This is a genomic window from Streptomyces lateritius (assembly GCF_014649715.1).
Classification (GTDB): Bacteria; Actinomycetota; Actinomycetes; order Streptomycetales; family Streptomycetaceae; genus Streptomyces; species Streptomyces lateritius.
The window spans coordinates 114,049-139,460 of sequence record NZ_BMTO01000004.1; the positions used below are offsets into that span (position 1 = coordinate 114,049).

At 71.9% G+C, this 25,412-nt stretch carries 26 protein-coding genes; 9 read left to right on the forward strand and 17 right to left on the reverse strand.

Going from position 1 to position 25,412, the window contains the following annotated elements; genetic code table 11:
- Window positions 1-125 precede the first annotated feature (125 nt).
- The 5 genes from IE136_RS09425 to IE136_RS09445 all read right to left on the reverse strand — a co-directional run bounded on the left by IE136_RS09425 (window position 126) and on the right by IE136_RS09445 (window position 5,687).
- Entirely contained in the window at window positions 126-830 is a 705-nt protein-coding gene (locus IE136_RS09425) for a 3-keto-5-aminohexanoate cleavage protein (protein ID WP_189600229.1), read from the reverse strand.
- 17 nt (window positions 831-847) lie between these two features.
- Window positions 848-1,459, reverse strand: a complete 612-nt coding sequence (locus IE136_RS09430) for a hypothetical protein (RefSeq protein ID WP_189600089.1) — start codon at window positions 1,457-1,459, stop codon at window positions 848-850.
- A 168-nt stretch (window positions 1,460-1,627) separates the two neighbouring features.
- Window positions 1,628-2,866, reverse strand: a complete 1,239-nt coding sequence (locus tag IE136_RS09435) for a lipase family protein (RefSeq protein WP_189600090.1) — start codon at window positions 2,864-2,866, stop codon at window positions 1,628-1,630.
- A gap of 123 nt (window positions 2,867-2,989) precedes the next feature.
- Complete coding sequence (locus IE136_RS09440; protein WP_189600091.1) at window positions 2,990-4,306, reverse strand: erythromycin esterase family protein; 1,317 nt, start codon at window positions 4,304-4,306, stop codon at window positions 2,990-2,992.
- A gap of 91 nt (window positions 4,307-4,397) precedes the next feature.
- Window positions 4,398-5,687, reverse strand: a complete 1,290-nt coding sequence (locus tag IE136_RS09445; RefSeq protein ID WP_158985775.1) for an exo-beta-N-acetylmuramidase NamZ family protein — start codon at window positions 5,685-5,687, stop codon at window positions 4,398-4,400.
- A 152-nt stretch (window positions 5,688-5,839) separates the two neighbouring features.
- On the opposite strand from IE136_RS09445, the gene IE136_RS09450 reads away from it, so the two are divergent.
- The 3 genes from IE136_RS09450 to IE136_RS09460 are packed head-to-tail and all read left to right on the forward strand — an operon-like array spanning window position 5,840 to window position 8,879.
- Complete coding sequence (locus IE136_RS09450) at window positions 5,840-6,604, forward strand: SDR family oxidoreductase (protein WP_158985774.1); 765 nt, start codon at window positions 5,840-5,842, stop codon at window positions 6,602-6,604.
- Between the two features lie 26 nt (window positions 6,605-6,630).
- The gene (locus IE136_RS09455) at window positions 6,631-8,256 is read left to right on the forward strand and encodes an AMP-binding protein (protein ID WP_158994093.1); all 1,626 of its coding nucleotides are present in this window, start codon (window positions 6,631-6,633) and stop codon (window positions 8,254-8,256) included.
- Between the two features lie 29 nt (window positions 8,257-8,285).
- A complete protein-coding gene (locus IE136_RS09460; RefSeq protein WP_158985773.1) occupies window positions 8,286-8,879 on the forward strand; it encodes a TetR/AcrR family transcriptional regulator in 594 nt (197 codons plus the stop codon).
- Between the two features lie 141 nt (window positions 8,880-9,020).
- Here IE136_RS09460 and IE136_RS09465 read toward each other — a convergent pair whose 3' ends face one another.
- Both IE136_RS09465 and IE136_RS09470 read right to left on the reverse strand, forming a co-directional pair.
- Complete coding sequence (locus tag IE136_RS09465; RefSeq protein WP_189600092.1) at window positions 9,021-10,244, reverse strand: acyl-CoA dehydrogenase family protein; 1,224 nt, start codon at window positions 10,242-10,244, stop codon at window positions 9,021-9,023.
- 6 nt (window positions 10,245-10,250) lie between these two features.
- Window positions 10,251-11,273 carry a phosphotransferase family protein gene (locus IE136_RS09470; protein ID WP_189600093.1) on the reverse strand — a complete coding sequence of 341 codons (1,023 nt, stop codon included), beginning with the start codon at window positions 11,271-11,273 and terminating at the stop codon, window positions 10,251-10,253.
- A gap of 149 nt (window positions 11,274-11,422) precedes the next feature.
- On the opposite strand from IE136_RS09470, the gene IE136_RS09475 reads away from it, so the two are divergent.
- The gene (locus IE136_RS09475) at window positions 11,423-12,712 is read left to right on the forward strand and encodes a glucarate dehydratase family protein (protein ID WP_189600094.1); all 1,290 of its coding nucleotides are present in this window, start codon (window positions 11,423-11,425) and stop codon (window positions 12,710-12,712) included.
- An 88-nt stretch (window positions 12,713-12,800) separates the two neighbouring features.
- On the opposite strand, the gene IE136_RS09480 is transcribed toward IE136_RS09475, so the two are convergent.
- Window positions 12,801-13,712 (reverse strand): MBL fold metallo-hydrolase, encoded by a 912-nt coding sequence (locus IE136_RS09480; RefSeq protein WP_158985769.1) that lies wholly within the window; start codon window positions 13,710-13,712, stop codon window positions 12,801-12,803.
- 134 nt (window positions 13,713-13,846) lie between these two features.
- On the reverse strand, window positions 13,847-14,023 hold the full coding sequence (locus tag IE136_RS09485) for a winged helix-turn-helix transcriptional regulator (protein ID WP_308432402.1): 177 nt from the start codon (window positions 14,021-14,023) through the stop codon (window positions 13,847-13,849).
- Window positions 14,024-14,222: 199 nt separating this feature from the next.
- On the opposite strand from IE136_RS09485, the gene IE136_RS09490 reads away from it, so the two are divergent.
- Window positions 14,223-15,161 (forward strand): NADP-dependent oxidoreductase, encoded by a 939-nt coding sequence (locus IE136_RS09490; protein ID WP_189600095.1) that lies wholly within the window; start codon window positions 14,223-14,225, stop codon window positions 15,159-15,161.
- 55 nt (window positions 15,162-15,216) lie between these two features.
- Here IE136_RS09490 and IE136_RS09495 read toward each other — a convergent pair whose 3' ends face one another.
- Genes IE136_RS09495 through IE136_RS09515 form a run of 5 tightly spaced genes read right to left on the reverse strand, consistent with a single transcriptional unit; the run spans window position 15,217 to window position 17,890 of the window.
- Window positions 15,217-15,525: a DUF202 domain-containing protein gene (locus IE136_RS09495; protein ID WP_189600096.1), complete on the reverse strand. Its 309-nt coding sequence runs from the start codon at window positions 15,523-15,525 to the stop codon at window positions 15,217-15,219.
- Window positions 15,522-15,917, reverse strand: a complete 396-nt coding sequence (locus tag IE136_RS09500) for a YidH family protein (protein WP_158985765.1) — start codon at window positions 15,915-15,917, stop codon at window positions 15,522-15,524. The genes IE136_RS09495 and IE136_RS09500 overlap by 4 nt, the downstream gene beginning before the upstream one ends.
- A 24-nt stretch (window positions 15,918-15,941) precedes the next feature.
- Entirely contained in the window at window positions 15,942-16,460 is a 519-nt protein-coding gene (locus tag IE136_RS09505; RefSeq protein ID WP_373309042.1) for an NUDIX hydrolase, read from the reverse strand.
- Window positions 16,461-16,490: 30 nt separating this feature from the next.
- Window positions 16,491-17,255 (reverse strand): glucose 1-dehydrogenase, encoded by a 765-nt coding sequence (locus IE136_RS09510; RefSeq protein WP_189600097.1) that lies wholly within the window; start codon window positions 17,253-17,255, stop codon window positions 16,491-16,493.
- Entirely contained in the window at window positions 17,252-17,890 is a 639-nt protein-coding gene (locus IE136_RS09515; protein ID WP_189600098.1) for a TetR/AcrR family transcriptional regulator, read from the reverse strand. Before IE136_RS09515 ends, IE136_RS09510 begins: the two co-directional genes overlap by 4 nt.
- A 93-nt stretch (window positions 17,891-17,983) precedes the next feature.
- Between IE136_RS09515 and IE136_RS09520 the strand changes: the two genes are divergently transcribed.
- Window positions 17,984-19,639 (forward strand): FAD-binding dehydrogenase, encoded by a 1,656-nt coding sequence (locus IE136_RS09520; RefSeq protein WP_189600099.1) that lies wholly within the window; start codon window positions 17,984-17,986, stop codon window positions 19,637-19,639.
- 44 nt (window positions 19,640-19,683) lie between these two features.
- Here the strand turns inward: IE136_RS09520 and IE136_RS09525 are convergent, their stop codons facing one another.
- Genes IE136_RS09525 through IE136_RS09535 form a run of 3 tightly spaced genes read right to left on the reverse strand, consistent with a single transcriptional unit; the run spans window position 19,684 to window position 22,157 of the window.
- Window positions 19,684-20,109 carry an ASCH domain-containing protein gene (locus IE136_RS09525; RefSeq protein WP_158985762.1) on the reverse strand — a complete coding sequence of 142 codons (426 nt, stop codon included), beginning with the start codon at window positions 20,107-20,109 and terminating at the stop codon, window positions 19,684-19,686.
- A 51-nt stretch (window positions 20,110-20,160) separates the two neighbouring features.
- Complete coding sequence (locus IE136_RS09530; protein ID WP_158985760.1) at window positions 20,161-21,573, reverse strand: GntP family permease; 1,413 nt, start codon at window positions 21,571-21,573, stop codon at window positions 20,161-20,163.
- Window positions 21,574-21,620: 47 nt separating this feature from the next.
- Window positions 21,621-22,157, reverse strand: a complete 537-nt coding sequence (locus IE136_RS09535) for a gluconokinase (protein WP_189600101.1) — start codon at window positions 22,155-22,157, stop codon at window positions 21,621-21,623.
- Between the two features lie 145 nt (window positions 22,158-22,302).
- On the opposite strand from IE136_RS09535, the gene IE136_RS09540 reads away from it, so the two are divergent.
- The 3 genes from IE136_RS09540 to IE136_RS35490 form a co-directional block, all read left to right on the forward strand.
- Window positions 22,303-23,004, forward strand: coding sequence for a FadR/GntR family transcriptional regulator (locus IE136_RS09540; protein WP_158985755.1), 702 nt, complete (start codon window positions 22,303-22,305; stop codon window positions 23,002-23,004).
- A gap of 202 nt (window positions 23,005-23,206) precedes the next feature.
- Entirely contained in the window at window positions 23,207-24,676 is a 1,470-nt protein-coding gene (locus IE136_RS09545; RefSeq protein ID WP_158985753.1) for an amino acid permease, read from the forward strand.
- Window positions 24,677-24,797: 121 nt separating this feature from the next.
- The coding region (locus tag IE136_RS35490; protein WP_229818743.1) for an alcohol dehydrogenase catalytic domain-containing protein at window positions 24,798-25,412 on the forward strand (615 nt) is incomplete at its 3' end.

A 25,412-nucleotide genomic window follows, 5' to 3' on the forward strand; every position in this document is an offset into this window, starting at 1 on the left:
GGTGGCTGGGGCGCCTCGGTCGGCGTTCTCATCGCCGGACACTGTGCCGGTTGGAAAATCCCTTGGGCCACGGGATTTCGACTCTGCTAGCGTCGCCCTCTTGGCCGGGCGCCACCCTGAGGGGCCTACGCCGGGAACGCGGCCGCGACCAGCTGGGCGTTGGAGCTCGCCGGGCTGCCGTCCGGCAGGAGGAGGGTGTCCTCCAGGCCGATTCGGGTCGACAGGCCGAGGCGGCGGGCCAGGCGCACCAGCGGCCAGGCGCCGCCGTCCTCCCCGTGGAGGAGGATCGGGGCGGCGGGGGCGGAGCCGAGCGTGGCGAGCAGGTCGAGGGCCGTCGTCCCGGCCGTGGCCGGGTCCGGGTCCGTGATCTCCGCGAGGATCCGCAGCACCCGGGAGGCCAGCGGGGAGCGGAGGAACCGCGCCGGGCCTTCCGTACCGGACCAGAGCCCCGCCTCCACCCCCACGCCCCGGTCCAGGAGCGCCGCCGCCAGCTCCTCGGCGCCCGGCTCGTGCCAGTTCACCGAGGCATGGTCCGGCAGGACCGTCCAGGCACGGACGCGCTCCACCCGCCGTACCGGATCCGGCTCCGCCCACGCGCCGGTCGTCACCCCCACCGGGACGTCCACGGCCGCCCGGATCGCCGTCAGCGTCTCAGCGAGCACCCGGGGCGAGAGCGTGTCGCCGCCGCAGGGCGTCTTGGGGTGGACATGGACGTCCGCCGCCCCGGCCGCGACCGCTCGCGCCGCCTCCTGCGCCATGGCGGCCGGCGACATCGGCACGGCAGCCGAATCCCCCGGGCCGCGGCCCCCGTTCAGACAGACCTGGAGCACCACGCCCCTCCGTACCCTCAGGCGACCGACGCGAGGCGCGGGAACGCCTCTCCCCGCGCCCGGGCCAGCGCCCCCGAGGTCAGGACCGCCCTCGGCACCACCACCCCGCAGTCCCCGCAGACCGGCCCGAACCACGGCTCGTTCTCGAGGTCCGGCCGCCACTCGATGCGGGGCCCCGAGCACACCGGACAGCGCTCCCCGGGCCCCGACTCCAGCGCTGCGATCAGCCGGCGCAACACCACGGCCAGCGGCTCCGACGGGTGGAGCGCCGGATCGTCGCACCGCGCCACCCCGTTCCCGCCCCACGTCCGCCGGTGCCAGTCGTCGAGCGCCCCGGGCCTGCGCAGCCCCTCGTGCTTCTCGCGCCGCCGCCGGGCGGCGAACTCCTTCTCGTACGCGAGCCACACCGCCCGCGCCTCCTCCAGCTCCTCCAGCGCGGCCACCAGCCGCCGTGGATCGAGCTCCCGGTCCTCGGGCCCGAACCTGTGCCTGCGGCACAGATGGTGCCAGGTCGCGCGGTGCCCGTAGGGGGCGAACCGCTCCAGGCACTTGCGCAGCGAATACCTCCGCAGCGCCGTGTCGCACCCTGGATCACGTACCTGTCTCGCGAGACTCCGGAAACCCGCCATCGCTCCGCACCTCCGTCGCTGCTGTACTTCGGCGTCAAGGACGTTATGGAATGGACGAACGACTGCCCCGTCGTGTTCCATTCAAAATTCGATGGGGGCCATCAGAGGTGGGCGGGGGACCCGTGGTGCACGGTGTACGCCTGGGACGAGTGCCCGGTCAGGGGTGTTTCACCTGCCGATCCGTCCCGCCGATGTCACCAGCCGAGCCAGTTGCGGATGACAGATGTCACTGTGCTCCCCGACCACCTCGGCGGTGTCGACGCTGACACACCCCGCCGCCGGAATCCCGCCCCGCAGCGCGCCGGCCAGCGTCAGCGCCGCCGTGCCCGGTACCGCCTGGATGCCGTCGTGGCCGATCGCGCCCCACCGCCTGTCGCTGCCGAGCAGCGAATCGGCGTCCCGGGCGAGGCGGGAGGCCAGCGGATAGAACACCCGGAGCGAGGTGTCGTGCCGCGAGTAGCAGCCGACCACGGGCCCGTCGACCCGCCGCTGCAGATCACGCAGCGCGCCGCCCCGGCCCGGCTCGTGTGGCAGACTCGCCGCGAAGGCGTAGTGCGAGAAGGCGCCCTGGAGCAGTGTCACCGACCCGACCGTACGCACCCCGTCGGGCAGCCCGCGCAGCGCGTACGCGACGAGCCGGGCGCCCATGCTGTGCCCGACGAGATGGACGCGCAGTCCGGGGGAGGAGCGGGCCACCCCGCCCAGCAGCGGACCGAGACCCCGCTCGCCGACAACACCGGCCCGGCGCTTCATCGTGTAGTACGTGGCCTGGCGCAGCGCCTCCCGGGCGCCCTTCCAGTACCGCCCCAGCCCGCTGCCGCCGAACGCGTCCCGCGGCGTGGGCACACTCCCCGGCCCGGCCGCCTCCTCCAGGGCGTCGGCGAACATCGCGCAGACCGCCACCGGGTCCCCGAGAAGGAAGTCCGGCACCGGCGGACCCGCCGACCCCTCCGCGCCACCCGACGGCCGCTCCACGAAGGCCGCCGAACCGTTCGTGTCCGTCAGCACCCGCAGCAGCTCGCCGAACTCGCCGAAAGCGGCCTCGTCCTCCGGCTGCTCCCGCAGCAGCACGGCGAGCCGCTCCACCACCGCCCCCTTGCCCGGGTGGACGGCCGCCACGGACGCGAAGTCGAGGATCGGCTCGTCGGAGAACATGATGGAGGGCCAGACCACCCCCACGTACCCGACCCGCACGCCCGACCGCACCAGGCCGGGGAACGGGGCGAAGAAGGCCGCGTACAGCCGGGCGGCCACGGAGGGGGAGTTGTTCCACCCGTGGGCGAACATCACCAGGTCCGTGACCCCCTGCCCGGCCGTCGCCGCCAGCGCCTCGCGCTGCCCGGCCGCCCCGTCGCCGTCCTTGTCGAACCTGATCTCCCGGTACGGCTCCACACTCATCCCGGTCATGGACTGCCCGTCCCTCCGCGTCGAGGAAGCTCTCTCGAGAGCTCTGCCGAAGCCCTGTCGAGCTCCACCGAGCAGGCTCTGCTCGCGACAGCATCCTGCGGGCGCGGGGGGACGGCCAGGCTTTCAGCGCAGACGCGCCGCGGAGACCTCCGGGAAGTGCAGGACGACGTCGTACGCCGTGGCGAGGCGGACGGGTGCCTGACTGCCCGGCCACGGATACGCGGTGCCGATCAGCCAACTGGCCCGGTGCCCGTTCAGCCAGCTCCTGGCAGCGGGGGCCGCCGTCCGCACGTCCAGCAGGAACGGCCGCGGCGACACCCGGTCCAGGGTCTCGGCGTTGCTGCCCTCGCCCGGCAGGCCGACCGTGAAGCGCCGGACGGGCTCGCCCGCCGCCGCCGTGTCGTGGGCGTTGAACGAGCCGCGCCCGAAGGAGGCGCCCACGCTGACGTAGTCGCGTCCCAGCGCGTCGCGCAGGAAGGCACCCTGGAGACGGGGGTACTGGTCCGGCTTGGTCGTCTCGTACCCCACGTGGCCGTTGTGCGCGGACAGCACCATCCGGTCGCCCGTGGTCCGCTGCCACCACACGGTGTTCTCGGCCATGATCCGGTCGCGGTAGAGCATCGCGTCGGCCACGCCCTCGCCCGTCATGTCGTGGGCGTACTCCGTGCCGACCTGGGCGATGACCCGGGCGTGCTGAAGCATCCAGGTGTGCTCCTCGCGGTCGGGTCCGGGCTTCTGCCGCTCCAGCAGCGCCAGGGCCTGCCCGACCTCCGAGGCCATCCGCCGCCGCTCCTCGCGCGGCTTGGCCAGATAGGCGTTCATCCAGGCGTCGACCGTGCCCACCGGCCGTGAGGCGCGGTACAGCTCCTCGAAGGGGGGCAGCAGCCGCGGGTACGTCCGGCCCACGTATCCGGTCACGGTGGCGAAGAGGTGGGCGCCCGCATGGCCGAGGTCGTTCCCCATGAAGCGCACGGGATGCCTGGGGTGGCGCACGTTGTGCCGGCGCATCCAGGTGAACAGGTCGAGGTACTCCTCGGTGTTCCAGAAGCCGTACGCGTTCTGGAACTCCTCGCGCATGATCTTCCGGATGTCGCCCTTTCCGAAGCGCACGTAGTCGTCGATCAGCAGGCCCGTGGACCAGTTGGCCTCCAGGGCGAACGTGGTGAAGCCCCGCTTCTCGACCAGGTGCTCGAAGATCCGGTGCTTGGCCGCGAAGAACTCGGCCGAGCTGTGCGTCGCCTCGCCGATCCCGACGACCTTCGCCGGGCCGATCATCCGGTCCAGCGCCCGCAGGTCGTCCAAGGGGCGGGCGGTTCGGGCGAGTTCACGGGCGGGGTCCGTCGCCGGGGAGTCCGCCCGCGCGGCGGGGGCGAGGGCGGCGAGGCAGAGCGCCAGGACCGCCCCCACCAGCGGTAACCGATGTCGTGTCAGCGTGTTCATACATCAAGCCTGTCGACCGGCAGGACCCTCCCGCCAACCTGCCCACACCCGTCCGTGCGGGGGGTTTGCCCCACCGGCCGGCGATCAGCGGTCAGCGGTACAACAGGTACTCCTCGCGCACGGCACGGAAGGCGGCCAGGTCCGCACCCCAGGCCCCCACCACCTCGTCGGTGTCCGCGCCCGCGTCGATCAGCGTCCGCACCCGCGTCGAACCGGTCAGCTTGTCGATCCAGTGGTCCGGGCGCCAGGCGAAGCCGCTCCACGACCGCTTGGCGCAGACCAGCAGCCCGATGCCGGCGCGTACGGGGTCGAAGGCGGCCCGGTCGTGCACCTGGACCTGCACGCCGCCGACCGTCCTGCCCTGGAACTTGGAGAAGGTCGGGGCGAAGTACGCCTCGCGGAACCGCACTCCGGGCAGGCCCAGGGCGTTCGCCGCCTCCGCCCACCGCCGGTCGATCCCCTCCGCGCCGAGCAGTTCGAAGGGGCGGGTGGTGCCGCGCCCCTCGGAGAGGTTCGTGCCCTCGAACAGGCAGGTGCCGGCGTAGACGAGCGCGGTGTCGGGTGTGGGCATGTTGGGGCTCGGCGGCACCCACGGCAGCCCGGTGGCGTCGAAGAAGTCCGACCGCTTCCAGCCCGACATCCGTACGGTTTCCAGGGCCACCGGCTTCGCCAGGAACTCGCCGTTGAACAGCCGGGCCAGTTCCGCCACCGTCATCCCGTGCGCCTGCGCGATCGGCTCCCGGCCCACGAAGGTGGCGAAGGCGCGGTCGAGGACCGGGCCGAGGGCGGCCCGCCCGGTCACCGGGTTCGGCCGGTCCAGGACCACGAACCGCTTCCCGGCCAGCGAGGCGGCCACCATGCAGTCGTAGAGCGTCCAGATGTAGGTGTAGAAGCGCGCGCCCACGTCCTGGATGTCGAAGACGACCGTGTCCACGCCCGACGAGGTGAAGACGTCCGCGAGCGGCTGCCCGCTCTTGAGGTACGTGTCGTAGACGGGGAGACCGGTCGCCGGGTCGTCGTAGCGGCCCTCGGAGCCGCCCGCCTGGGCCGTCCCCCGGAAGCCGTGCTCGGGGCCGAAGACGGCCGTCAGGTCCACCCGGTCGTCGGCGTGCATGACGTCGACGATGTGCCGGACGTCGGAGGCGACGCCGGTGGGGTTGGTGACGACGCCGACCCGCTGCCCGGCGAGCGCCGCGTAGCCGTCGGCGGCCAGCCGCTCGAAGCCGGTACGGACCGGACGGGGAGGCTTGTCGTGGGCGAGGGCGGTGGGCGCGGTCACGGCTCCCACGCCGAGCGCGCCGCCGACGGCCAGCAGACCGCGTCTCGAAAGACCGGCCGAGCCGGACGCGGGGGACGGGTCGGACGGGTCGGACGGGTTCATACGGAAACCTCCTTGATCGCCTTCCCTGGCATGGGCCCGCACGCTAGCGCTCCTGACGCTCCCGGGGAACGAGGCGTGCGCCAGAGGGCTTCCCCATCCACATACCGACCAGTTAGTCTGCTCGGACGGTCGTCACGGAGAGGCGGGTCTCGATGAGTACGGTGCAGGGCGCTGGAGTGGTCGTCACGGGTGCGGGGGGCGGGATCGGCGCCGCGCTGGCCCGACGGTTCGCCGCCGAGGGCGCGCGGGTCGTCGTCAACGACCTCGACCCCGGCCGTACCAAGGCCGTCGCCGAGGAGATCGGCGCCACCGCCGTGGCCGGAGACGCCTCCGCGATCGTCGAGGAGGCCCGCGAGGTCCTCGGCGGCACCGTCGACGTGTGGTGCGCCAATGCCGGACTCGCCTCGCCCGGCGACGCCTTCGCCGACGAGGCCGTCTGGGCGGCCGCCTGGGACGTCAACGTCATGGCCCATGTCCGCGCGGCCCGCGCGCTGCTGCCCGACTGGCTGGAGCGCGGCAGCGGCCGCTTCGTCTCCACCGTCTCCGCCGCCGGCCTGCTGACCATGGTCGGTGCCGCGCCCTACAGCGTGTCCAAGCACGGCGCGTACGCCTTCGCCGAATGGCTCTCCCTCACCTACAGGCACCGAGGGGTCAAGGTCCATGCCATCTGCCCGCAGGGCGTGCGCACGGACATGCTGACCGCCGCCGGATCGGCCGGCGAGCTCGTCCTGGCACCCACCGCCATCGAACCCGAGGACGTCGCCGACTCCCTCTTCGACGCCATCGAGTCCGACCGCTTCCTCGTCCTGCCGCACCCAGAGGTCGCCGACTACTACCGCGCCCGCGCCACCGACCCCGAGCGGTGGCTGGGCAACATGAACCACCTCCAGCGGAAGTGGGAAGGGGCGGGCGCGTGACCACCCGGGAGTCGATCTACGCCACCATGCCCTGGCTGGCTCAGCTCACCGATGCCCAGCGGGCGCCCATCACCCCGCCGCCCACCGTGCTGCACGCCTTCCGCGCCGCCGCCGCCCGTGCCCCCGAGCACCCGGCGCTCGCCTACTTCGACGGCCGGCTCGGCTACCGTGAGACCGACGCGCTCTCCGACTCGGTCGCCGGGTGTCTCGCGGCCCGGGGCGTCGAACACGGCGACCGCGTCGCGATCATGCTCCAGAACAGCCCGCACTTCGTCCTGGCCCTCCTCGGCGCCTGGAAGGCCGGCGCGACGGTCGTCCCGCTCAACCCGATGTACAAGTCGGGCGAGGTCGGACACGCCCTGCGGGACTCCGGCGCCGTCGCCCTGATCTGCTCCGACCGGGCCTGGGAGGCGTACCTCCGGGACACCGCCGCCGATACTCGCGTACGGGTCGCGCTCACCGCCTGCGAACGCGACCTGCAGACCCGCGACGACCCCCGCGTCCTCGGCTTCGAGCGGGTCCCCACCGAGGTCGACGACCTGCTCACCGTCGCCCGCGCCGGGCACCCCGCCCCTCTCGGCCGTGAACTCGACGGCGACGACGTGGCGCTGATCAGCTACACCTCCGGCACCAGCGGCACCCCGAAGGGCGCCCTCAACCTGCACCGGGGGATCATCCACAACGCCGAGCGCCAGCGCACCGGACACCCCGTCCCCGAGGGCGCCGGCTACTTCGCGCTCGCCCCGCTCTTCCACATCACCGGCCTGGTCTGCGAGCTGTCCGCGTGCTTCGCCAACGCCGGCACGCTCGTCCTCGCCTACCGCTTCGACCCCGGCGTCGTCCTGGACGCCTTCGTGGAGCACCGCCCGGCCTACACGGTCGGTCCGTCCACCGCCTTCATGGCTCTCGCCGCCCACCCGGGGGCCGGCCGCGACCACTTCTCCTCGTTCCTGGTCATCTCCTCGGGTGGTGCCCCGGTCCCGCCCGCGCTGGTGGAAAAGTTCCGCGCCGGTTTCGGCCCGTACATCCGCAACGGCTACGGCCTCACCGAGTGCACCGCTCCCTGCGCCTCCGTACCGCCCGAGAAGGAGGCGCCGGTCGATCCAGCCTCCGGCACGCTGTCGGTCGGCGTCCCCGGGCCCGACACGGTCGTTCGCATCCTCGACGAGACCGGCGCGGAGGTGCCCTTCGGCGAGCAGGGCGAGATAGCCGTGCGCGGACCGCAGGTGGTGCCCGGCTATTGGGGGCTGCCCGAGGCCACCGCCCAGACCTTCCCCGACGGGGAGCTGCGGACCGGCGACATCGGCTTCATGGACGAGGACGGCTGGCTCTACGTCGTCGACCGCAAGAAGGACATGATCAACGCCTCTGGCTTCAAGGTCTGGCCCCGGGAGGTGGAGGATGTCCTCTACGCCCACCCGGCGGTCCGCGAGGCCGCCGTCGTCGGCATCCCCGACCCCTACCGGGGAGAGACGGTGAAGGCGTACGTCAGCCTGCGCCCGGGAGCGGTCGTCGACCCCGTCGAACTCTCCGCGTACTGCGAGCAGCGGCTCGCCGCGTACAAATACCCGCGGGAGGTCGAGATCCTGCCGGAGCTGCCCAAGACGACAAGTGGGAAGATCCTCAGACGGGAACTCCGTTCCCCCAGGTAAGGACGATCATGAGTGAAAGGCGGCGGCGCATGGCCAGGACGACGGACGGGAGCGGTACCCCCGTCCCCCAGAGGCTGCTGGCCGCCGCCACCCGGCTCTTCGCGGAGCAGGGTTACGACCGCACCTCCGTCCAGGAGATCGTGGAGGCGGCCGGCGTCACCAAGGGCGCGCTCTACCACTACTTCGGCTCCAAGGAGGACCTCCTGCAGGAGGTCTACTCCCGGGTGCTGCGGCTCCAGCAGGAGAGGCTCGACGCCTTCGCCGACGCCGACGCCCCGATCGAGCGGCGGCTGCGCGACGCCGCCGCCGACGTCGTCGTGACCACGATCGAGAACCTCGACGACGCCTCGATCTTCTTCCGCTCCATGCACCACCTCAGCCCGGAGAAGAACAAGCAGGTACGGGCCGAGCGGCGGCGCTACCACGAGCGCTTCCGGGCCCTGATCGAGGAGGGCCAGCAGGCCGGGGTGTTCTCCTCGGCGACCCCGGCCGATCTGGTGGTGGACTACCACTTCGGCTCCGTGCACCACCTGTCGACCTGGTACCGCCCCGACGGCCCGCTCACTCCGCAGCAGGTCGCCGAGCAGCTGGCCGACCTGCTGCTGCGGGCGCTGCGACCGTAGCGACCACGCGGCCCGAGTGCCTGTAGCGACCACGCGGCCCGAGAGCCCTTGGCGACTACGCGACCCGACGGGCCCGCGCTCCCGGGGAGACGTGTGGCCGGAGGCGAGCCGTACGGCTGCCCCCGGCCACTCCACGCCCGGCTACAGGTACTTCTTCAGCTCCCGCCGCGCCAGCGACCGCTGGTGCACCTCGTCGGGGCCGTCCGCCAGCTTCAGCGTCCGCGCCGCGGCCCAGAGCTCGGCCAGCGGGAAGTCCTGCGAGACACCGCCGGCGCCGTGCACCTGGACCGCCCGGTCGAGGATGTCCACCACCGCGCGCGGGGTCGCGATTTTGATGGCCTGGATCTCCGTGTGCGCCCCGCGGTTGCCGACGGTGTCCATCAGCCAGGCGGTCTTCAGGACGAGCAGCCGCAGCTGCTCGACCGTCACCCGGGCGTCCGCGATCCAGTTCTGCACGACCCCCTGCTGAGCGATCGGCTTGCCGAAGGCCGTACGGGACACGGCCCGGCGGCACATCAGCTCGATCGCCCGCTCGGCCATGCCGATCAGCCGCATGCAGTGGTGGATCCGGCCGGGGCCGAGCCGGGCCTGGGCGATGGCGAAACCGCCGCCCTCCTCGCCGATCAGGTTCGAGGCTGGAACACGGACGTCGTGGAAGAGCACCTCCGCGTGGCCGCCGTGGGAGTGGTCCTCATAGCCGTACACCCGCATCGCGCGCCGCACCTCGACCCCGGGGGTGTCGCGCGGGACGAGGATCATCGACTGCTGGCGACGGACGTCCGCGCCCTCGGGGTCGGTCTTGCCCATCACGATGAAGATCTTGCAGTCGGGGTTCATCGCCCCGGAGATGTACCACTTGCGGCCGTTGACGACGTACTCGTCCGAACCGTCGGAGGCGCGCTCGATCCGCGTCTCGATGTTCGTCGCGTCCGAGGAGGCCACCTCCGGCTCCGTCATGGCGAACGCCGAGCGGATCTCCCCGGCGAGGAGCGGCTCCAGCCACTGCTTGCGCTGCGCCTCGTCGCCGAACTGCGCGAGCACCTCCATGTTGCCGGTGTCGGGCGCCGCGCAGTTGAGGGCGGTGGGCGCCAGGTGCGGGCTGCGGCCGGTGATCTCGGCCAGCGGCGCGTACTGGAGGTTGGTGAGCCCCGCCCCGTACGTCTCGTCCGGCAGGAAGAGGTTCCACAGCCCCTGCCGCTTGGCCTCGGCCTTGAGGTCCTCGACGACCTGCGGGGTGTCCCACGGGGAGGCGAGCAGCTCACGCTGTTCGTCGGCGATCTGCTCGGCGGGGTACACGTGCTCGTCCATGAAGGCGAGCAGCTTCGCCCGCAGCTCCTCGGTGCGCGCGTCGAATCCGAAGTCCATGGGGGATCAGCCTTCCTGGAGGGTGGTGAGGCCGTGCTCGATGAAGACGGGGACCAGTTCGCCGATGCGGTCGAAGCCGGCGCCGACGGTCTGGCCGAGGGTGTAGCGGTAGTGGATGCCCTCCAGGATCACGGCGAGCTTGAACCAGGCGAAGGCCGTGTACCAGGAGAGGGAGGAGACGTCCCGGCCCGAGCGGGCGGCGTAGCGCTCGATCAGCTCGGCGGGGGCGGGATGACCGGCGGCCGCGGCGGTGGTGCTGACGGGGGAGTGCGGGACGTCCAGCTTCGCGCTGTACATCGCCAGCAGGCCGAGGTCCGTCAGCGGGTCACCGAGCGTCGACATCTCCCAGTCGAGGACGGCCTTGATGCGGTCGTCCTCGCCGATCAGGACGTTGTCCAGGCGGTAGTCACCGTGGACGACGGCCGCGGCGGGAGAGACCGGGAGCGCCCGGCCGAGGGCGGCGTGCAGCTCTTCGATGCCCGCCAGGTCGCGGCCGCGGGAGGCCGCGAGCTGCTTGCCCCAGCGGCGCAACTGCCGGTCGAGGAAGCCCTCGGGCCGTCCGAAGTCGGCCAGGCCGACCTCGGCGGGGTCGACGGCGTGGAGGTCGACGAGCGTGTCGACCAGGCCGAGGACGGCCTCACGGGTCCGCTCGGCGCCCAGCGGGGCGAGCTGTTCCGCCGAGCGGTACGGGGTGCCGGCGACGAACTCCATGACGTAGAAGGGCGCCCCGGTCACCGTGTCGTCCTCGCAGAGCAGCACCGGCTCCGGGACGGGCACGGCCGTCCGGTGCAGGGCGCTGATCACGCGGTGCTCGCGCTTCATGTCGTGCGCCGTGGCCAGGACGTGGCCCAGCGGGGGCCTGCGGACCACCCACCGGCCGGTGCCGTCCGTGACGACGTAGGTGAGGTTCGACCGGCCGCCCTCGATGAGCCGGGCGTCGAGCGGGCCGCCCACCAGCCCGGGCCGCTCGCGGTCGAGGAATCCGCGCACCTGCTCGAGGTCGAGACCTGGCGGCTGGGCTGAGCTCATCGTGCGTACCTCCGGGTGGCTGTCCGGCCGGGGCTGCGGCCGTGTCGGCGTTCATGATGACCGACCAGTCGGTATGTCGTCCAGGGTCCTGCCGGAAAAGCGCTGCCGGCTGGCTGGTCGCGAATCGCTCCCGTGAATAGGGTTCACATATGGATTCCGCGTTGATCGTCGAAGAAGTCCGGCTGACCCCGATCCTCATCTCCGACCCGCCGCTCCTCAACACCCAGGGGGTGCACCAGCCGTACACGCCACGGCTCGTGGTCGAAGTGGTCACGCGGGGAGGAGTCACGGGCCTGGGGGAGACCTACGGCGACGGGAAGTACCTGGACCTCGCCAGGCCGCTCGCCGGGGCCATGCCCGGACGGCCGGTCACGGACGTGAACGGCTTGTTCTCGCTCGCCGAGCGGGTGTGCGGCGACTCACGGGCCGTGGACGGGCGGGTGGACGCGGGCGGGCTGCGCGGCGCCCAGACCGCGGACAAGCTCCGCCTCTCCGTCGTCTCCGCCTTCGAGGTGGCCTGCATGGACGCCCTCGGCAAGACCCTCGGCCTCCCCGTCCACGCCCTCCTCGGCGGCAAGGTCCGCGACCGGGTCGAGTACAGCGCGTACCTCTTCTACCGCTGGGACGCCCACCCGGTGGGCGGCGAGGCCGACGACTGGGGAGCGGCGCTCGACCCCGCCGGCATCGTCGAACAGGCCCGCCGCTTCGAGCGTACGTACGGCTTTCGCTCCTTCAAGCTCAAAGGAGGGGTCTTCCCGCCCGAGCGGGAGATCGCCGCGATCCGCGCCCTCGCCGAGGAGTTCCCCGGCCGGCCGCTCCGGCTCGACCCCAACGGCGCCTGGTCCGTCGAGACCTCACTGGCCGTGGCGCGGGAGCTCGAGGACGTCCTGGAGTACCTGGAGGACCCGGCGAGCGGTACGGACGCCATGGCGGAGATCGCCGCCCGCGCGGACGTGCCGCTCGCGACGAACATGTGCGTGACGACGTTCGAGGAGGTGCCGGAGGCCTTCGCCCGGGACTCGGTACGGATCGTGCTCTGCGACCACCACTACTGGGGCGGTCTGCACCGCACCCGTGAACTCGCCGCGCTCTGCCGGACGTACGGCATCGGGCTCTCCATGCACTCCAACACCCACCTGGGCATCAGTCTCGCCGCGATGACCCAGGTCGCCTCGACCCTGCCCCGCCTCGACCACGCGTGCGACACCCACCACCCCTGGCAGAGCGAGGACGTCGTCACCGTCCGCCCCCTCTTCGAGGACGGCCGGCTCGCCGTCTCCGACGCGCCCGGCCTCGGCGTCGAACTGGACCGCGACCGGCTCGCGGCACTGCACCGCCGCTGGGTGGAGGACGACGGCGCGATGCGGGACCGCGACGACGCGGCGGCGATGCGGGTGGCGGACCCGGGGTGGCGCACGCCGGAGGTCCCGCGCTGGTGACCGGAGGGGGCGGACCCGGGCGTCTTTCGGCCTCTCACGCAGGGCGGCCCAGTGAGGCGGCCCAGTGGGGCGGCTCAGGTGGGACAGCTCAGGCGTGGCAGGGCACCGGCGTTCCGCCGTTCATCGCCGCCATGTCGCCGAAGACGGCCGCCGCGTCCAGGGGCGAGCCCTCCGGGAGGCCGTCCAGCTCGGCGTAGGCCCGGTGCAGGTTGGCGACCAGGCGTTCGGGCTCCCGCCAGGACGCGAACTCCCCGAGCTCCGCCCGGCGCGCCGCCTCCAGCGGGGGATCGCCCTTGGTGTGTCCCTCGCGGGCGAGCGCGGCGACCCAGCGCAGATACCGTTCCGTCGCGTCGTACGCCGACGGGTCGGTGACCGAGCCGTGGCCCGGCACCACCGTCGGGGCGTCCAGCGAGCGCAGCAGGTCGAGCGCTCGCAGCGAACCGGCGAGCGAGCCCATCGGCAGGAACGGCGTCCCGCCGTGGAAGACCAGGTCCCCGGTGAACACGACACCCTGGCGCGGGAGGTGAACGATCGAGTCGCCCGCCGTGTGCGCGGGTCCGGGGTGCAGCACGCGTACCTCCACCTCACCGACGTACAGCGTCAGCCGCTCGCGGTACGTGAGGGTCGGCGGGGTCACCTCGATGTCGCCGAAGTCGGTCTGCGGCCACAGCAGATGGAGCTGGCGTCCGGCCGCGAGCTGCTCGGCCCGGCAGTTCTCGTGGCCGACGATCCGCGCCTCGGGCAGGAAGACCCCGTTGCCGTAGGTGTGGTCGCCGTGGTGATGCGTGGAGACGATCGTCCGGGGGAGCGGCAGGCTTTCGGCGAGCACCGCCTCGCGCAGCAGCCGGGCCCGCCGCTCGGTGGCGGCCGTGTCCACCAGCAGGGTCTCGCCCGCGTCGCCGACGAACCCGGCGTTGTTCAGGCACCAGCCGCCGTCGGGCTGGACGAAGGCGTGGAGGCCGCCCGCGAGCGGGACGACGTACGGATCGGTGACGGACAAGGAACCCCCGGACGGAACGGAGCGACAGAACAGCGAGCCCCGGACAGCGAGTGGCGGAACAGCGGGCGGCGGAACAGCGGGCGACGAAACAAGGAACGGCGGAACAGCGTGCGGCGGGGAAGCGCGATAGAAGGCTAGCCTCGAATGTCCTGATCCTCCGTATTCCACCCCTGGGTGAGGGTGAACGCGTCGCCGTAATCGGCCGGCCGGCGCCCTAGCGCCTCGATCGGGCCGGGCAGCGTACGACCCAGAGCGGTGAGCGCGTACTCGACGCGCGGCGGCGACTGGGCATAGGCGTGCTGTTCGACCACGGCGTACCCCTCAACCATGTCACCCCCCGCCGTATGGAGTCGTACCCCGCCAGGCCGTCGCCGTCGGCCTGCGGCCCGGCCCCCGGTATTTCGGTCGACCCGCGCACTCCGCTGCCGGCGCCCTCGGCGCTGGGCGGCTGACGCCCTGTCGGGTGAATCCGGCTTGCGACGGATGGGGAGCACACCCAGGGTTCGGGGTATGAAGGCGATCAGTTACAGCCGGTACGGGGGACCAGAGGTGCTCGAGTACGGCGAGCGGCCCGACCCGAAGGTCGGCCCCGACGACGTACTCGTCAAGGTGCGCGCCGCCGCCGTGAACCCGGTCGACTGGAAGGCCCAGGCCGGATACCTCGACGGGATGATGGACGTCGTCTTCCCGGTCATCCCCGGCTGGGACGTCTCCGGGGTCGTCGTCCAGCCCGGCGTCTCCGTCCCCGAGTTCGCCCTCGGCGACGAGGTCATGGGCTACGTCCGCGAGGACGTCCTCTGTCACGGCACCTTCGCCGAGTACGTCGCCGCCCCGGTCCGCACCCTCGCCCGCAAGCCCCGCACCCTCGGGTTCGAGGAGTCCGCGGCCCTGCCCCTGGCCGGTCTCACGGCCTATCAGGTGCTCCACCAGGCCCTGGCCGTCCGTGAAGGGGAGACCGTCCTGGTGCACGCGGCCGCCGGTGGGGTCGGCTCAATGGCCGTCCAGATCGCCCGCCACCTCGGCTGCCGCGTCATCGGCGCGGCGCGTGAGACGGGCCAGGACCGGATCCGGGAGCTCGGCGCCGAGCCGGTGGTCTACGACGAGCGCACCTTCGCCGCCCAGGTCCGCGTCCTCGCCCCGCAGGGCGTGGACGCGGCCTTCGACACCGTCGGCGGCCCCTTCCTCAAGGCCACCCCGGAGCTGCTGGTGCCCGAGGGACGCCTGGCGTCGATCGCCGACGGCGAGGTCATCGGCCTCGGCGGCCGCTACTTCTGGGTCCGCCCCGACTCCGACGACCTCGCCGCGCTCGCCGCGCTGGCCGAAGAGGGCGTGCTGTCCGTACAGGTCGCGAAGACCTTCCCTCTCGACCAGGCGGCCGAGGCACAGCGCGCCAACGCGCAGGGCGGCCTCAACGGCAAGGTCGTGGTCACGGTGGAGTGGGACGCCTGACCGACTCCGCCCGCCGCGCCGGACCCGGGACACCGCGCGAGCGCCCGACTCCGGCTCAGAGCACCACCGCGACGGCGAACCCCGCCAGCGCGACCGTGCAGGCCGCCGCGAGCAGCGCGCCCCGGAGCGAGAGCGCGGCCGGTCGCGGCGACTCCAGCGCCTGGATACGGCGGTGGCCGACGGCCAGGAACCCCACCCAGACCAGCGCCGACAGGGCCGCCCCCGTCACCCCCGCCGCCGTGATGTCATCGTCGATCGCCTGCTTCCCGGCAAGGACCGCCACGACCGTGCAGGTCAGCGTCGTACGCCGCCACGCGAGCCGGGTCCGCTCCGGCTGCAGCCCCGGGTCCCGGGTCTGCGTCACCGGCCGGCCCAGCCGAAGACCACGACCACCACCATCGCCAGCGCCACGACGGCCACGGCGAGGCTGAGCACCGTCGGGAAGCGCGAGACGGGCAGGTCCTCCCCGCGCCGCATCGCCCGCTCGCACCGCACCCAGTGGTTCACCGCGCGCAGCGCGCACAGCACACCCGCCCCGAGCAGGGCCAGCGCGAGCCCGACCCGTACCCCCCAGCGCAGATCGGGCAGGAACTGGTCGACGGCGAAACCGCCACCGACCAGGGCGAGCGCGGTCCGGATCCAGGCGAGGAAGGTGCGCTCGTTGGCCAGCGAGAAACGGTAGTCGGGCGTCTCGCCCTCGTCCCGGATCCGCTGCGGCGCGAACCACAACCGCAGGCTCTGTACGAAGTCGCTCACCCGGGCACCCTATCCGCCGGGTGATCAGCCCGCCCGGTGCTCCCTCAGCCGCCGGTACGCGTCGAGACCGTCCGGCACCCAGGTCCAGTCGCCGAGTCGTGCCGCCAGCTCCTCCTCGGACAGGAAGGCGTGCCAGGCGACCTCCTCCGCCTGCGGGTTCACCGGCAGCACGCAGCGCACCTGGTGGACGGCCGACCACCACTTCCCCGCGACGCCCCCGGAGTCGTACAGGAAGCGGAAGAGCGGCTCGGGCGCGGGCAGGCCGCTCACGCCCAGCTCCTCCTCGGCCTCGCGCAGCGCGGCCTCCTCGTACGACTCGCCCGCGCCGACGACGCCGCCGACGAACATGTCGTACAGAGAGGGGAAGAGCGGCTTCGTCGGCGTGCGGCGGTGCACGAAGATCCGGTCGTCGGCGTCTCGTACCAGAACGAAGGCGCAGCGGTGGATCAGGCCCCGCGCGTACACCTCGGCGCGTGGGGCCTGTCCGATCACCTCGTCGTTCTCGTCGACGACGTCCAGGATCTCTTCGGCGGGACGGATCATGCCGCCATCAAACCACCCACGTCACCGGACTCACCGACCCATGACGTAGTTCACCGTCGGACCGGTCGTCCAGCCGCCGTCCACCGCCAGTTCGGCGCCCGTCACGTACGAAGCCGCGTCGGACAGCAGGAAGACGACCGCGCCGGCTATCTCGTGCGCCTCGCCGACCCGCCCCATCGGTGTGTTCGGGTACTTGCCCGCGCCGCGCTCGATGCCGGCGGCCGCCGTCATCGGCGTGTACGTCATGCCGGGGTGGACCGAGTTGACCCGGATTCCCGCCGTGCCCAGCTCCACCGCGCCGATCTTCGTCAGGCCCCGCACACCCCACTTGGAGGCGCCGTAGCCCGCGGTCAGCGCCAGACCCATCAGACCCGCCGCCGAGGAGATGTTGACGATCGAGCCGCCACCGGCCTCCTTCATCGCCGGGATGGCCGTCTTCATCCCGATGAAGACACCGGTGAGGTTGACGTCGAGGACCTTGCGGAAGTGCTCGACGGACTCCGTCTCCAGGAACGCGCCGGTGGCGATCCCGGCGTTGTTCACCAGTCCGTGCAGTCCGCCGAACTCGGCGACCGTGTACGCGACGGCGGAGGCCCACTCCTCCTCGGAGGTCACGTCGTGGTGCAGGAAGCGCGCCCGCTCGCCCAGTTCGGCGGCCGTGGCCCCGCCCTCCTCGTCCAGGACGTCGGTGATCACGACGTTCGCGCCCGCGGCGAGCGCCTGCCGGGCGGCCTCGGCGCCCAGGCCGCGGGCGCCTCCGGTGACGAGGACGGTCTTGCCGGTGAGGTCGTTCATGCGGGGTCCTTTCGGTGGGGCACAGGGGCCCGGAGCAGAGCCGTCGTGGTCTCGTCGAGGTCGGCGAGGAAGAGCGCCTCGCTCGTGAGCGGTGGGGTGCCGTCGAGGTACTGGCGGGCCCGGTCGGCCATCGCCGCGCCCACCACGGTGAGCGCCAGGTCCAGCTGCTCGAGCCGTAGGGGCTCGGGCAGCCCGGTCCGGGTCAGACACCCCTCGATCCGCTCGATCAGCCGCCAGTGGAGGGTGCCGGCGAGCGTCGGACGGGGGACACGGGTGCGGACCCCGCTCTCATGGCTGAGCTGCGCGGAGATTCGCAGGCAGCGCCGGCCGCGCTCGGTACGCAGCTCGCTCGCCTCCGCGCCGATCAGGGCGGCGAGCAATTCCCGCACCTCGTCCGTGGCGGTCACGAGCAGCGGATTCAGGACCTGCTCCGTCCGGCGCTGACGGCCGGCCATCACCGCGTCGAGGAGCCCGCCGCGCGAGCCGAAGTGGTACTGCACGGCCGAGGAGTTGCCCTGGCCCGCGAGCGCGACGATGTCGCGCAACCGGGCGCCGTGGACGCCCTGCGCGGCGAAGATCTCCTCCGCCGCGCGGATCAGCTTCTCGCGGGTCTCGGGTCCCGAAGCCCGTGCCATGCATCGACATCAATGCGCGACATCAGAAACCAGGAGCGTTCGGCGACGCTCGAACAGTTGACTCGATACATTCATGTATCCAATATTCGGTCCATGTCGTACGACGCTGATGTGATCGTGATCGGAGCCGGCCTCGCCGGGCTCGTGGCCACCGCCGAACTGGTCGACGCCGGACGGAGCGTGATCCTCCTCGACCAGGAGCCCGAACAGTCGCTCGGCGGCCAGGCGCACTGGTCCTTCGGCGGGCTCTTCCTCGTCGACTCGCCCGAACAGCGCCGGATGCGGATCAAGGACAGCCATGACCTCGCCCTGCAGGACTGGCTCGGCACCGCCGGCTTCGACCGCGCGGAGGACCACTGGCCGAGGCGCTGGGCCGAGGCGTACGTCGACTTCGCGGCGGGCGAGAAGCGGTCCTGGCTGCACGCGCGCGGGGTGCGGTTCTTCCCCGTCGTCGGCTGGGCGGAGCGCGGCGGGTACGACGCGAACGGGCACGGCAACTCGGTACCCCGCTTCCACATCACCTGGGGCACCGGACCCGGCCTCGTCGTCCCCTTCGAACGCAGGGTCCGCGAGGGCGTCGCGGCCGGGCGGGTCCAGCTGCGCTTCCGGCACCGGGTGACCGCCCTCGGCCGCACCGCCGGATCCGTGGACACCGTCAGCGGCGAGATCCTGGAACCCTCCACCGCCGAACGCGGCACCGCGAGCAGCCGCGAGGTCACGGGCGCCTTCGCCTATCGGGCCCAGGCCGTGATCGTCACCTCCGGCGGGATCGGAGGCAACCACGACCTCGTCCGCGCCCAGTGGCCGGACCGGCTCGGCACCCCGCCCGCGAAGATGCTCTCCGGGGTGCCCGCCCATGTGGACGGGCTGATGCTCGGCATCGCGGAGGCGGCCGGCGCCCACCACATCAACCGCGACCGGATGTGGCACTACACCGAGGGCATCGAGAACTGGAACCCGATCTGGGCGCGGCACGGCATCCGCATCCTGCCCGGCCCGTCCTCGCTCTGGCTGGACGCCCGCGGCAAAAGGCTGCCCGTCCCCCTCTTCCCCGGCTTCGACACCCTCGGCACCCTCGAGCACATCATGCGGACCGGCCACGACCACACCTGGTTCGTCCTCGACCAGCGGATCATCGGCAAGGAGTTCGCACTCTCGGGCTCCGAGCAGAACCCCGACCTGACCGGCAAGTCGATCCGTGACGTCATCGGCCGGGCCCGGGCGGACGTGCCCGGCCCGGTGAAGGCGTTCATGGACAACGGTGTGGACTTCGTCGTCGAGAAGGACCTCTCCGCACTGGTCCGGGGCATGAACGCGCTGACCGACGAACCGCTCCTCGACGAGGCGGAGCTGCGCCGCGAGATCACCGCCCGGGACCGCGAGATAGCCAACCCGTTCACCAAGGACCTCCAGATCACGGCGATCCGGGGCGCCCGCAGCTACCTGGGCGACAAACTGATCCGCACGGCCGCCCCGCACCGGATCCTCGACCCCAAGGCCGGCCCGCTCATCGCCGTACGCCTGAACATCCTCACGCGGAAGTCCCTCGGCGGCCTCGAGACCGACCTGTCCTCCCGCGTCCTGACCGAGGACGGGGACCCCCTGCCCGGTGTGTACGCCGCGGGCGAGGCAGCCGGCTTCGGCGGCGGCGGCGTCCACGGCTACCGCTCCCTGGAGGGCACCTTCCTCGGCGGCTGCGTCTTCTCGGGCCGCACGGCGGGCCGCGCGGCAGCACAGGCGGTGTCCTGAGGGGGCGTCCTGACGGCCGGGGGAGAGGGGCCGGGGGAGGGGCGTCAGGCGAGCCTCTCCACCACCCGGAAGCGCTCCGCCACCACCACCGTCGAGTCGTCGACGGTGAAGTGCCGGTCGCCGAGCCCCTCCCGCATCTCCTCGCTGTGCCAGAAGCGCTCGTGGGCCGCCCGCCACTCCGCGACCGACCGGTGCCCCTCGCCCTCGTCGAGCGCGTGCCGGAGGTCGACGTCGCCGAGCGGCAGGACCCGTACCTCCGTCACCTCCACGACGGCGACCTCGCGCCCGTCCGAGTCGATGAGCGCCGAGCGCTCGCCCACTTCGGGCAACTCCTCGTTCTCCACCTCGTACTCGGCCAGCAGGCCGGTGGTGGAGACCTTCTCGCCGCGGAGCACCGCGGCGACGAGCTGGTCCCGGAGGGGCCCGGGGAAGGCGAGCAGAAACGGCTTGAGCGCGTGAGGGCCGGTCATGGCCGACAGTCTGTCAGCCATGACCGGCCCTCACGGCGGGTTCTCCGGCTTCTACAACACCAGGGACAGCAGCAGGACGAAGATGATGCCGACGACCGAGATGATCGTCTCCATCACCGACCAGGTCTTGATCGTCTGGCCGACGCTCATCCCGAAGTACTCCTTCACCAGCCAGAACCCGGCGTCGTTCACATGGCTGAAGAAGAGCGATCCGGCGCCGATCGCGAGCACGAGGAGAGCCGTCTCGCTCGCCCCCATGCCCTCCGCGAGCGGCGCCACCAGGCCGGCGGCCGAAATCGTCGCCACCGTCGCAGAACCCGTCGCGAGCCGGATCGCGACCGCGATCAGCCAGGCGAGCAGCAGGGCCGGGATCGACCAGTCCTTGGAGAAGTCCAGGATCATCTGACCCACACCGACGTCGATCAGGGTCTGCTTGAAGCCGCCGCCCGCGCCGACGATCATCAGCACGCCGGCGATCGGGGCGAGCGACTTCTCGACGGTCGAGGAGAGCCGCTGCTTGGTGAAGCCGGCCGCGCGGCCCAGCGTGAACAGACCGACGAGGACGGCCGCGAGCAGTGCGATCAGCGGCGAGCCTATGACGTCGGTGACCTTCTGCAGACCGTTGTCCGGGTTGTCCACGACGATGTCGACCAGCGCCTTGACCAGCATCAGGACGACCGGCAGCAGCACGGTGGAGACCGTCGCCACGAAGCCGGGGCGCTTCTCCAGGTCCTCCGAGGGGCGCGGGGCCCGGTCCGTGGACTGCAGCATGTGCTCGGGGGCCGGGATGTCCACCCAGCGGGCGGCGTACCGGGAGAACAGCGGACCGGCGATGATCACTGTCGGGATGGCGACGAGGACACCGAGCGCCAGCGTGACGCCGAGGTCGGCGCCCAGCGCGTCGATGGCGACGAGCGGGCCGGGGTGCGGCGGGATCAGTCCGTGCATCACCGACAGGCCGGCGAGCGCGGGGACACCGATCCGCATCAGCGAGTAGTCGCCCCGCTTGGCCACCAGGAGGACCACCGGGATCAGCAGCACGATGCCGACCTCGAAGAAGAGCGGCAGGCCGATGACGGAGGCGATCAGCACCATGGCCCAGGGCATGGCCCGGCGGCTCGCCTTGGCGAGGATCGTGTCCACGATCTGGTCCGCGCCGCCGGAGTCGGCGAGCAGCTTGCCGAGGATCGCGCCCAGCGCGATCAGCACGCCCACGCCGGCGACGGTCTTGCCGAGCCCGGCGGTGAACGAGTCGATGGTCGCCGCGAGCGGCGCCCCGGCGAACGCGCCCAGAGCGAGCGACCCGATCGTCAGGGCCAGGAAGGCGTGCAGCTTGAACTTGGTGATGAGCAGGACGATGACGGCGATGCCCGCGAGCACGGCGATGCCGAGCTGGGCGTTGCCGGCCGAGGTGATCGGCTCGACGGCGTCCGCTGCCAGCATCTCGACGCTGAGACTGGTCACGGTGGGTTCCTTAGGAGACGGGTGGGGGCGGGAGGGGGAACGCGGGATCAGTCGTCGAGCCGGCGCAGCGCGGCGGCGGCCCGTGCGGCGATCTCCTCAGGAGTGCCGGACACGTCGACGGCGACGCCGGTCTCGTCCTCCTGCAACGGCTGCAGGGTGGCGAACTGCGAGTCGAGCAGCGCGGTCGGCATGAAGTGCCCCTTGCGCTCGGCCATCCGCCGCTCGATCAGCGCGCGGTCGCCGGTCAGATGGAGGAAGACCACCCCCGGGGCGGCCGCCCGCAGTCGGTCCCGGTAGATCCGCTTGAGCGCGGAGCTGCTCACCACGCCGCCGCGTCCGGCCCGGCTCCGCGCCCAGCGCCCGATCGCGTCGAGCCAGGGACCGCGGTCGGCGTCGTCCAGGGGGATGCCGGCCGACATCTTGGCGACGTTCGCCGCCGGGTGGAAGTCGTCACCCTCGGCATAGGGCACGCCGAGCGCCTCGGCGACCAGCGGACCGATGGTCGTCTTGCCGGTGCCGGCGACGCCCATCACGACGACGACCTGGTGGGGAGCCGGGCGTGCCGTCTGCGGGATGGTGCTCATTGCTGGTGCCTCGCTGTCTTCTTCGACATCGATCTCGCGATTCCGTCGCGCTCATGAAACCGATTGGGTACGACGTATTCAAGAGCCTGTGACATAAAAGTCATACTTTTTGTTCCCGATCTTCGTCCCCGCATAGGCTGACCCCATGACGACACCGGCCCAGGGGCTCCATCCGCACGTGCTCACCGCCCTGGGCCTCGCGATCACCGCGGGGGAGTACCCGCCAGGCAGCGTGCTGCGTACCGACGAGCTCTCCCAGCGCTTCGACGTCTCCCGGACGGTCGTCCGCGAGGTCGTCCGCGTCCTGGAGTCCATGCACCTGGTCGAGTCCCGGCGCCGGGTCGGCGTGATCGTGCTGCCGACGGCCAGCTGGAACGTGTACGACCCCCAGGTCATCCGCTGGCGCCTGGCCGGCGCCGACCGTCCCCGCCAGTTGCGCTCACTGACCGTCCTGCGCTCGGCGGTGGAACCGGTCGCGGCCGGTCTCGCCGCCGCCCACGCCACCCCCGAGCAGTGCCGCGAGCTGACCGAGCAGGCTCTCGGCATGGTCGCCACCTCGCGCGGCCGGCAGCTGGAGGCGTACCTCGTCCACGACATCGCCTTCCACCGGGTCGTCCTCAACGCCTCGGGCAACGAGATGTTCGCCCGCCTCGGCGACGTCGTCGCCGAGGTCCTCACCGGCCGTACGCACCACCAGGTGATGTTCGAGGACCCGGACCCGGCCGCCGTCACCCTCCATGTGCAGGTCGCGGAGGCGGTACGGGAGCGGGACGCGGTGCGGGCGGAGGAGCTGACCCGCCAGATCGCGGTCGGCGCCCTCAAGGAGCTGGACGTCCTCGCGCCGTGAGCGCCCGGACCGGCCGCCGACTCGTCCCGTACACCCTTGCGCAACCTCAGAAGTAGCTCAAATATGGGCGTTCAGTGACATTGGCCACTGCTCAGAACCCGCCTTGCCGTGAGTATGTCCGCTGGCCGTGCGATGGAAGACCTCCACGCGCGCGCGGCCGGGTACCGCACAGACCCTCCCCCTCACGAAGGCGAACAACTCCATGAGTGACCGCACCTCCCCTGCGGCCGACACGCTGTCCGCCACGCCACCGGCGTCCGTGGCGCCGGGCTCCCCCCACATCGACGCCGGCGACGCCGGGTACCGCAAGGACCTGAAGTCCCGGCACATCAACATGATCGCCATCGGTGGCGCCATCGGCACCGGTCTCTTCCTCGGCGCCGGTGGCCGTATGGCGAACGCCGGACCGTCCCTCTTCATCGCCTACGCGGTCTGCGGCGTCTTCGCCTTCTTCGTGGTGCGGGCCCTGGGCGAGCTGGTCCTGTACCGCCCCTCCTCGGGAGCCTTCGTCTCCTACGCGCGTGAGTTCATGGGCGAGAAGGGCGCCTACACGGCGGGCTGGCTGTACTTCCTCAACTGGTCGACGACCGCCATCGCCGACATCACCGCGGCCGCCACCTACGCCCACTTCTGGGCCATGTTCAGCGACGTCCCGCAGTGGATCCTGGCGCTGATCGCCCTCGCGGTCGTCCTCGCCGCCAACCTCATCTCGGTGAAGTACTTCGGCGAGATGGAGTTCTGGTTCGCGATCATCAAGGTCGGCGCCCTGGTCGCCTTCATGCTGATCGGCATCTTCCTGATCGCGACGTCGCACGACGTCGGCGGCCACACCCCGGGCCTGTCCACGATCACCGACAACGGCGGCATCTTCCCCAGCGGTGTCATGCCGATGCTGCTGCTGATCCAGGGTGTCGTCTTCGCGTACGCCTCCGTCGAGCTGTGCGGCGTCGCCGCCGGCGAGACCGAGAACCCCGAGAAGATCATGCCGAAGGCGATCAACTCGATCATGTGGCGCGTGGGCCTCTTCTACGTGGGTTCCGTCGTCCTGCTCGCGCTGCTGCTCCCGTACACCGCGTACTCCGGCGACCAGAGCCCCTTCGTCACGGTCTTCGACAAGCTCGGCGTCCCCGGCGCCGCCGGCGTCATGAACCTGGTCGTCCTCACCGCCGCGCTCTCCAGCCTCAACTCGGGTCTCTACTCGACCGGCCGGATCCTGCGCTCCATGTCGCTGTCGGGCTCCGCGCCCAAGTTCACCGGCGTCATGAACAAGGGCGGCGTCCCCTACGGCGGCATCCTGCTGACCGCCGCCTTCGGTGTCCTCGGTGTCGGTCTGAACTACCTCATGCCCGGCGAGGCCTTCGAGCTCGTGCTGAACTTCGCCTCCATCGGCATCATCGGCACCTGGGCCATGATCATGGTCTGCTCGCTGCTGTTCGTGAACCGCTCCAAGGATGGCCGGGTCACCCGCCCCGGCTACCGGCTGCCCTGGGCCCCGTACACCCAGATCGTGACGCTGGTCTTCCTCGGTTCGGTCCTGGTCCTGATGTGGATGGACGGCGGCATCAGCCGCACCACCGTGAACTGCCTCCCGCTCATCGCGGTGATGCTGGTCGGCGGCTGGTTCCTGGTCCGCAAGCGGGTCCGCGCGACCGCGGCCACGTACAAGGGCTGAATCGGCTTCCGTACCCGCCCCCCACGGGTGACGAGACCCCCGCAGGCGCGCTCTGCGGGGGTCTCGCGCTGCGTCAGGAGATAGTGGTACCCAAGAGCCTTACAGCGAAGGGGTGTCTGCCATGCCGCAGCAAGTCCAGGGGGTCATCGCCCCCGGCAGGAACGAGCCCGTACGGGTCGAGACGATCGTGATCCCCGACCCGGGCCCGGGCGAAGCCGTGGTGAAGGTCCAGGCGTGCGGGGTCTGCCACACCGACCTCCACTACAAACAGGGCGGCATCAACGACGACTTCCCGTTCCTCCTCGGCCATGAGGCGGCGGGCGTCGTCGAGTCCGTGGGCGCCGGCGTCACCGACGTCGCCCCCGGCGACTTCGTGATCCTCAACTGGCGCGCGGTCTGCGGCACCTGCCGGGCCTGCCTGCGCGGCCGCCCCTGGTACTGCTTCGACACCCACAACGCGCGGCAGCGGATGAGCCTGGCCTCCACCGGACAGGAGCTCTCCCCGGCCCTCGGCATCGGCGCCTTCGCCGAGAAGACCCTGGTCGCCGCGGGCCAGTGCACCAAGGTCGACCCCTCAGTCGCCCCCGAGATCGCCGGACTCCTCGGCTGCGGCGTCATGGCGGGCATCGGCGCCGCCCTCAACACCGGGAACGTCGGCCGCGGCGACACCGTCGCCGTCATCGGCTGCGGCGGCGTCGGCGACGCGGCGATCGTCGGCTCCCGCCTGGCGGGAGCC

Bases quoted from the DNA above. Each gene is read 5' to 3' on its own strand.
- IE136_RS09455 (WP_158994093.1), top strand. From the start codon at position 6,631: ATGCCCTGGCTGGCTCAGCTCACCGATGCCCAGCGGGCGCCCATCACC.
- IE136_RS09445 (WP_158985775.1), bottom strand. From the start codon at position 5,687: ATGAACCCGTCCGACCCGTCCGACCCGTCCCCCGCGTCCGGCTCGGCC.
- IE136_RS09465 (WP_189600092.1), bottom strand. From the start codon at position 10,244: ATGGACTTCGGATTCGACGCGCGCACCGAGGAGCTGCGGGCGAAGCTG.
- IE136_RS09515 (WP_189600098.1), bottom strand. From the start codon at position 17,890: ATGGCACGGGCTTCGGGACCCGAGACCCGCGAGAAGCTGATCCGCGCG.
- IE136_RS09505 (WP_373309042.1), bottom strand. From the start codon at position 16,460: ATGATCCGTCCCGCCGAAGAGATCCTGGACGTCGTCGACGAGAACGAC.
- IE136_RS09435 (WP_189600090.1), bottom strand. From the start codon at position 2,866: ATGACCGGGATGAGTGTGGAGCCGTACCGGGAGATCAGGTTCGACAAG.
- IE136_RS09525 (WP_158985762.1), bottom strand. From the start codon at position 20,109: ATGACCGGCCCTCACGCGCTCAAGCCGTTTCTGCTCGCCTTCCCCGGG.
- IE136_RS09475 (WP_189600094.1), top strand. From the start codon at position 11,423: ATGGATTCCGCGTTGATCGTCGAAGAAGTCCGGCTGACCCCGATCCTC.
- IE136_RS09540 (WP_158985755.1), top strand. From the start codon at position 22,303: ATGACGACACCGGCCCAGGGGCTCCATCCGCACGTGCTCACCGCCCTG.
- IE136_RS09430 (WP_189600089.1), bottom strand. From the start codon at position 1,459: ATGGCGGGTTTCCGGAGTCTCGCGAGACAGGTACGTGATCCAGGGTGC.
- IE136_RS09460 (WP_158985773.1), top strand. From the start codon at position 8,286: ATGGCCAGGACGACGGACGGGAGCGGTACCCCCGTCCCCCAGAGGCTG.
- IE136_RS09535 (WP_189600101.1), bottom strand. From the start codon at position 22,157: ATGAGCACCATCCCGCAGACGGCACGCCCGGCTCCCCACCAGGTCGTC.
- IE136_RS09510 (WP_189600097.1), bottom strand. From the start codon at position 17,255: ATGAACGACCTCACCGGCAAGACCGTCCTCGTCACCGGAGGCGCCCGC.
- IE136_RS09470 (WP_189600093.1), bottom strand. From the start codon at position 11,273: ATGAGCTCAGCCCAGCCGCCAGGTCTCGACCTCGAGCAGGTGCGCGGA.
- IE136_RS09520 (WP_189600099.1), top strand. From the start codon at position 17,984: ATGTCGTACGACGCTGATGTGATCGTGATCGGAGCCGGCCTCGCCGGG.
- IE136_RS09545 (WP_158985753.1), top strand. From the start codon at position 23,207: ATGAGTGACCGCACCTCCCCTGCGGCCGACACGCTGTCCGCCACGCCA.
- IE136_RS09440 (WP_189600091.1), bottom strand. From the start codon at position 4,306: ATGAACACGCTGACACGACATCGGTTACCGCTGGTGGGGGCGGTCCTG.
- IE136_RS09490 (WP_189600095.1), top strand. From the start codon at position 14,223: ATGAAGGCGATCAGTTACAGCCGGTACGGGGGACCAGAGGTGCTCGAG.
- IE136_RS09450 (WP_158985774.1), top strand. From the start codon at position 5,840: ATGAGTACGGTGCAGGGCGCTGGAGTGGTCGTCACGGGTGCGGGGGGC.